The sequence below is a fragment of the Paraburkholderia sediminicola genome (assembly GCF_046026895.1).
GTDB lineage: Bacteria > Pseudomonadota > Gammaproteobacteria > Burkholderiales > Burkholderiaceae > Paraburkholderia > Paraburkholderia sediminicola_C.
On the sequence record NZ_JAQQEU010000016.1, the window covers coordinates 130,163 to 137,053 of the forward strand.

Here is a 6,891-nt window from a genome sequence, read left to right on the forward strand (position 1 = left end):
CCCAGACTCAATGACCCGCTCAAATACTCCAGGCGCCGCAACCGGTGCCGGGAATAGCAATGAAGATTATAGCGTAAGCGCCAACCCCTCCGACGCGTTGGGCGTCGATTCCCTCGACGACGATCTCGCCAGCGACGCGCTCGCCGCCGCAGCCGCGCCGGCCATGGTGCCCACCGTGGCGAGCCGCGTGGCGGACGAGAGTCCGCGCAGCGTCGTCGTGCCGGACGAACTGGCGGGCGAGCGCCTCGACAAGGTGCTCGCCCGCGTGTTTCCCGAGTTCTCGCGCAACCGTCTGCAAAGCTGGATCGAAGCCGAGCGCGTGCGGGTCGACGGTAAGCCGGCGAAGATCCGCCAGCCGGTGCCACTCGGCGCGACCATCGAACTCGTGCCCGATCTGCTGCCCGAGCAGCTCGCGTTCACGCCGGAGCCCGTGCCGCTCGACATCGTCTACGAGGACGACACGCTCGTGGTCATCAACAAGCCGGCCGGCATGGTCGTGCATCCGGCGGCCGGCAACTGGAGCGGCACCGTGCTCAACGGCCTGCTGTACCGTTACGGCGACGCCGCGGGGGGGCTGCCGCGCGCGGGCATCGTGCACCGGCTCGACAAGGAAACCTCCGGTCTGATGGTGGTGGCGCGCACGCTCGAGGCGCAGACCGACCTCGTGCGCCAGCTGCAGGCGCGCACGGTGAAGCGCCGCTATTTCGCGCTGGTGTGGGGCAACATGCCGGAGGAAGGCACGATCGACGCGCCGATCGGCCGCGATCCGCGCGAGCGCACCCGCATGGCGGTGGTGACGAGCGCGGCGGGCAAGCCTGCGCGCACGCATTTTCGCCGCGTCGACTCGGCGATCTGGCAGCGTCAGCCGGTCACGGCGATTCACTGCGATCTGGAAACCGGCCGCACCCATCAGATTCGCGTGCATTGCGCGCACATCAGCCATCCGCTGCTCGGCGATCCGGTGTACGGGCGCGCGCGCGGCAAGCGCTCGGTCACGCCGCTGCCGGGCGGCTTCGCGCGCCAGGCGCTGCACGCGTGGCGGCTCGGGCTGATTCATCCGCGAACCGGCCGCACGATGCAATGGCGCGCCGATGTGCCGGAGGACATCGAGGCGCTGTCCGCGGCGCTAGGGCTGGGGCGCGACGAAGCGGGCGAGTTCGACGACACATATTATGAGGAAGACGGCTACGACGCGTCGTTGGACGGCGCTGCCGACGAAGGGGGCGCACTCGATCACGACGACGCGGACGAAGGCGATGACGACGACAACCCGAGGGACGATCACGCATGAGCGCGAGTTTGCCTGAGCTGAGCTTTGCCGATGTCGTGCAACCTGCATGGAACGTATCGCCACGCGTGCGCGCGCTCGTGACCACGCGCAACGGCGGCGTGAGCCAGCCGCCGTTCGGCCGCTGGCAGGCCGACGCGGAGCAACCCGGCGGCCTGAACCTGGGATTGAAGACGGGTGACGATCCGGCCGCGGTCGCGCAGAACCGCGAGCGCCTGCTGGGCCTCGCGGGCGTCGGCGAGGCCGCGTGGCTGGAACAGATTCACGGCGCGGGCGTCGTGCGCGCTGAAGACGCGCTCGCGCACGGCACGCGCACACGTGCCGACGCGAGCGTCACCGATCGTCCCGGCACCGTGTGTGTCGTGATGGTGGCCGATTGCATGCCGGTGCTGCTGTGCGACGAAGCGGGCCGCGCGGTCGGTGCGGCGCATGCGGGATGGCGCGGGCTGGCGGCGGGCATCGTCGAACAGACCGCGCAGCGCGTCGCGCAACTCGCGGGCGTCGAGCCCGGTGCATTGCATACGTACCTCGGACCGTCGATCGGTCCCACCGCTTTCGAAGTCGGAGCCGATGTGCGTGACGCCTTCATGAACGGTGTCGACGGCCCGCAACGCGATGCCACCGCGAACGCATTCGTCGCGCATCCGGACCATGCGGGCAAATATCTCGCCGATCTGCCGGCGCTGGCGCGCTTGCGTCTGCAAGCGCTCGGCGTGACGCGGATCGTCGGCGGGGATCTCTGCACGGTCACGCAACGCGATCGTTTCTATTCCTATCGGCGCGATCGCGAGACGGGCCGCATGGCCGCGCTGATCTGGCTCGACGCGCACGCGCAGACGCTCGCGGACTGAAGCGCCGCGCGGCTCGATATCCTGCGTCTGACGAAATCGCACGCGTCGCACGCGGGTCGTATGCGGGTTTATTCCGAGACGCGCAGTGCGTTTTTGCTGCGGTGCCGGAAAGCATCCCGCTAGCGTAAATCTGCCGCGAAAAGTGTGTGCCCACGCACCGATAAATGCACATAACCCCCTGCAATCTGGGAGCTTTTTTCGCCGGGCCGATACATTGGTCATACGCGCTTCAAAAGCGCGATCTGCTACACAGGGAAAACGATAATTAAAAAACTGTCGCACTGCGGCAAAATCGGGAACAAGCATTGACATGCCTTGCGATGGGGAGCAAGAATGTTCCTCACGAGATCCTCGTACATGGGACAGGGCGTGACGAGGTCGCGAGCAATCGCACACGTGCGCACGAACCTGCCTCTCCAACCCGTCCGCAAGGACTTACCGGTCAAAAGCAGGTATGGCAGCTTCATATTCCTCAGCTTCCCCCAGCACGGACTCCTCGACGGAGCATACGCAGCAGGCCGGTACGAGCGGCGCAACATCCGCCACAGGCATGCAGCAATTCGTCGACGCCTGGATGAACGCATGGCGTTCGCTCGGGGTGCCCCCGGGCGCCGCCGGCATGCCTTTCCAGGTGCCTCCGATGCCCCAGGTACCGGGCATGCCGCAAATCGGTTTTCCCCAGCTCCCGTCGTTTCCCGGCATGCCCGACTTCAGCAAACTGGCGGCGGGGGCGATACCCTCCATGCCATCGTTCGCAGGTCTGAACATACCCGCCGCCGCGATTCCCGCCGAACGTCTGCAGAAACTCCAGGCGGGTTATTCGCGCGAAGCGATGGAGTTGATCCAGCAGGCAGCCACGTCGGTTTCGAAGGCGCCTGAACTCAAGGACCGCCGCTTCAGTTCCGAAGCATGGAGCGCGACGCCGGCCTATGCGTTCACCGCCGCGTGGTATCTGCTGAACGCGCGCTATCTTCAGGAGATGGTCGACGCGCTCGACACCGAACCGAAGGTGCGCGAGCGCATTCGCTTCGCGGTCCAGCAATGGACCGCGGCGGCTTCGCCGAGCAACTTCTTCGCGTTGAATCCGGAAGCGCAGAAAACCCTGCTCGACAGCAAGGGCGAGAGCTTGCGGCAAGGTGTGATGAACCTGCTCACCGACCTGCAGCGCGGCAAGATTTCGCAGACCGACGAATCGGGCTTCGTGGTCGGTGAGAACCTCGCCAACACCGAAGGCTCGGTGGTGTTCGAGAACGACCTGCTGCAACTGATCCAGTACAAGCCGCGCACGGCGACCGTGCGCGAGCGGCCGCTGCTGATCGTGCCGCCGTGCATCAACAAGTTCTACATTCTCGACCTGCAGCCGGAGAATTCCCTGGTCGCGCATGCGCTCGATTCGGGGCACGAGGTGTTCCTGATTTCGTGGCGCAACGCGGATCAGTCGATCGCGCACAAGACGTGGGACGACTATATCGGCGAGGGCGTGCTCACCGCGATCGACACTGTCAGCAAGATCAGCGGCCGCGAACAGATCAACACGCTCGGCTTCTGCGTCGGCGGCACGATGCTCGCCACCGCGCTGGCCGTCGCCGCGGCGCGCGGCGAACACCCGGCCGCGTCGATGACGCTGCTCACCGCGATGCTCGACTTCTCCGACACCGGCGTGCTCGACGTGTTCGTCGACGAGACGCACGTGCAGATGCGCGAGCAAACCATCGGCGGCAAGAACGGTGCGCCGCCGGGATTGATGCGCGGCATCGAGTTCGCCAACACGTTCTCGTTCCTGCGGCCGAACGATCTGGTGTGGAACTACGTCGTCGACAATTACCTGAAGGGCCGCACGCCGGTGCCGTTCGATCTGCTGTACTGGAACAGCGACTCGACCAGCCTGCCGGGCCCGATGTACGTCTGGTATCTGCGCAACACGTATCTCGAGAATCGCCTGCGCGAACCGGGTGCGTTGAGCACCTGCGGCCAGCCGATCGACCTGTCGAAGATCGATGTGCCCACCTTCATCTACGGGTCACGCGAGGACCATATCGTGCCGTGGCAAACCGCGTACGCGTCCGCGCCGCTCCTCTCCGGGCCGCTGAAGTTCGTGCTTGGCGCGTCGGGCCATATCGCCGGCGTGATCAATCCGCCCGCGAAGAAAAAGCGCAGCTACTGGACGCTTGAAGGTGACGTCGAGACGTTGCCGGCGAGCCCGGACGAATGGTTCGGCGCCGCGACCGAGGTGCCCGGCAGCTGGTGGCCCGAATGGACCACGTGGCTCGACCAGTACGGCGGCAAGAAGGTGAAGCCGCGCGCCGCGGCGGGCTCGGCGGAGTTTCCGGAGATCGAGCCGGCGCCCGGACGTTACGTGCGGCAACGGGAGTAAGTTGAACGCGCTCGACAGTGCGAGGGTTGGCAATGAGTGAATGGGCGTCTGATTGAGCAAGGGCGTTGGAGCAACGAATTTTTAACTTGACGGGCTGCGGCGCATTCGGCCGACATGCCCGGAGGATATGGAAATGACTGATGTTGTGATCGTATCGGCCGCCCGTACGGCAGTAGGTAAATTCGGTGGAGCGCTGGCGAAGATCGCCGCGCCCGAACTCGGCGCCACGGTGATCCGTGCCGTGCTCGAGCGGGCCGGGCTGAAGCCGGAGCAGGTGAGCGAAGTGATCCTGGGCCAGGTGTTGACGGCCGGCTCCGGCCAGAACCCGGCGCGTCAGTCGCTGATCAAGGCGGGCTTGCCCGCGGCCGTGCCCGGCATGACGATCAACGTGGTGTGCGGCTCGGGTCTGAAGGCCGTGATGCTCGCGGCCAACGCGATCATCGCGGGCGATGCGGACATCGTGGTGGCCGGTGGTCAGGAAAACATGAGCGCCGCGCCGCACGTGCTGCCGGGCTCGCGCGACGGCTTCCGCATGGGCGACGCGAAGCTGATCGACTCGATGATCGTCGACGGCCTTTGGGACGTCTACAACCAGTATCACATGGGCGTAACGGCGGAGAACGTCGCGAAGGAATACGGCATCACGCGCGAACAGCAGGACGCGTTCGCGGCGATGTCGCAGAACAAGGCGGAAGCCGCGCAGAAGGCGGGCCGTTTCGACGACGAAATCGTGCCGGTCGAGATTCCGCAGCGCAAGGGCGAGCCGCTGCGTTTCGCAACGGACGAGTTCGTGCGCCACGGCGTCACCGCTGAATCGCTGGCGGGCCTGAAGCCGGCCTTCTCGAAGGAAGGCTCGGTCACGGCGGCTAACGCGTCGGGTCTGAACGACGGCGCGGCGGCGGTGCTGGTGATGTCGGCGAAGAAAGCCGAGGCGCTCGGCCTCACGCCGCTCGCGCGCATCAAGGCTTACGCTACCTCGGGTCTGGATCCGAAGGTGATGGGCATGGGCCCGGTGCCCGCCTCGCGCCGCTGTCTCGAACGCGCGGGCTGGACGCCGGCCGACCTGGACCTGATGGAAATCAATGAAGCGTTCGCCGCGCAGGCGTGCGCCGTGAATCAGCAGATGGGCTGGGACACGTCGAAGATCAACGTGAACGGCGGCGCGATCGCGATCGGCCATCCGATCGGCGCGTCCGGTTGCCGTATTCTCGTGACGCTGCTGTACGAAATGCAGAAGCGCGATGCGAAGAAGGGTTTGGCGTCGCTGTGTATCGGCGGCGGCATGGGTGTCGCGCTGGCGATCGAGCGCGCTTGAGCACGCCGCGCTGATCCGGCGCCGCCAGGCATCGGAGAACCGGCGTCGGGCAGGTTGCCGCGCGCCGCGTCGACACAGGTGGCGCGCGGTGTCTGCAGCGGCCTTGCCGGTCGCCCGGCGGCAGCGGCGAGGAAGCATCAGGCGAGGAAGAGGTGGTCGGTCGGGGTGGCCGGTCGGCGCCTCGAAAACGATAACGGAGTGTGGTTTATGACACAGCGAATTGCGTACGTAACCGGCGGCATGGGTGGCATCGGCACGAGCATTTGCCAGCGGCTGCACAAAGAAGGCTTCAAGGTGGTCGCGGGCTGTGGCCCGAACTCGCCGCGCCGTGTGAAGTGGCTCGAAGAGCAGAAGTCACTGGGCTTCGATTTTGTCGCGTCCGAAGGCAATGTCGGCGATTGGGAATCGACCAAGACCGCGTTCGAGAAGGTCAAGTCCGAAGTGGGCGAGATCGACGTGCTGGTGAATAATGCCGGCATCACGCGCGACGTCGTGTTCCGCAAGATGACGCACGAAGACTGGACAGCGGTGATCGACACCAACCTGACCAGCCTGTTCAACGTCACCAAGCAGGTGATCGACGGCATGGTCGAGCGTGGCTGGGGCCGCGTGATCAACATTTCGTCGGTGAACGGGCAGAAGGGCCAGTTCGGCCAGACCAACTATTCGACCGCGAAGGCCGGTATTCACGGCTTCACGATGGCGCTGGCGCAGGAAGTGGCGACTAAGGGCGTGACGGTGAACACCGTGTCGCCGGGCTACATCGGCACCGACATGGTCAAGGCCATCCGTCCGGACGTGATGGAAAAGATCGTGGCGACGATTCCGGTGCGCCGCCTGGGTCGGCCGGACGAAATCGGCTCGATCGTCGCGTGGCTCGCGTCGGACGAATCGGGCTTCTCCACGGGCGCTGATTTTTCGCTGAACGGCGGCTTGCATATGGGCTGAGTCAACAGCGTGCCGCACACAAGGCGGCGTGCTTCGGCTCAGATGGTTCGGCGGCGTGGGGGGGGGGGGGGGGGGGGGGGGGGGGGGGGGGGGGCCCCGCCCCACGGGGGGTGTG

5 protein-coding genes are annotated in these 6,891 nt (G+C 66.0%); all 5 read left to right on the plus strand.

Translation table 11 applies throughout. The features are described 5' to 3' along the window. The first annotated feature begins 10 nt into the window (after nucleotides 1–10). On the plus strand, nucleotides 11–1,291 hold the full coding sequence (locus PQR02_RS14440) for an RluA family pseudouridine synthase (RefSeq protein WP_408231535.1): 1,281 nt from the start codon (nucleotides 11–13) through the stop codon (nucleotides 1,289–1,291). Beyond that, nucleotides 1,288–2,139 carry a peptidoglycan editing factor PgeF gene (gene pgeF, locus PQR02_RS14445; RefSeq protein ID WP_408231538.1) on the plus strand — a complete coding sequence of 284 codons (852 nt, stop codon included), beginning with the start codon at nucleotides 1,288–1,290 and terminating at the stop codon, nucleotides 2,137–2,139. Before PQR02_RS14440 ends, pgeF begins: the two co-directional genes overlap by 4 nt. A 550-nt stretch (nucleotides 2,140–2,689) precedes the next feature. Beyond that, a complete protein-coding gene (gene phaC / locus PQR02_RS14450) occupies nucleotides 2,690–4,513 on the plus strand; it encodes a class I poly(R)-hydroxyalkanoic acid synthase (RefSeq protein ID WP_408231541.1) in 1,824 nt (607 codons plus the stop codon). 133 nt (nucleotides 4,514–4,646) lie between these two features. Further along, on the plus strand, nucleotides 4,647–5,828 hold the full coding sequence (locus tag PQR02_RS14455; RefSeq protein WP_408231544.1) for an acetyl-CoA C-acetyltransferase: 1,182 nt from the start codon (nucleotides 4,647–4,649) through the stop codon (nucleotides 5,826–5,828). 207 nt (nucleotides 5,829–6,035) lie between these two features. Next, entirely contained in the window at nucleotides 6,036–6,776 is a 741-nt protein-coding gene (locus PQR02_RS14460; RefSeq protein ID WP_408231547.1) for a 3-ketoacyl-ACP reductase, read from the plus strand. The last annotated feature ends 115 nt before the right edge of the window (nucleotides 6,777–6,891 follow it).

Bases quoted from the DNA above. Each gene is read 5' to 3' on its own strand.
- phaC (WP_408231541.1), top strand. From the start codon at position 2,690: ATGCAGCAATTCGTCGACGCCTGGATGAACGCATGGCGTTCGCTCGGG.
- PQR02_RS14440 (WP_408231535.1), top strand. From the start codon at position 11: ATGACCCGCTCAAATACTCCAGGCGCCGCAACCGGTGCCGGGAATAGC.
- pgeF (WP_408231538.1), top strand. From the start codon at position 1,288: ATGAGCGCGAGTTTGCCTGAGCTGAGCTTTGCCGATGTCGTGCAACCT.
- PQR02_RS14455 (WP_408231544.1), top strand. From the start codon at position 4,647: ATGACTGATGTTGTGATCGTATCGGCCGCCCGTACGGCAGTAGGTAAA.
- PQR02_RS14460 (WP_408231547.1), top strand. From the start codon at position 6,036: ATGACACAGCGAATTGCGTACGTAACCGGCGGCATGGGTGGCATCGGC.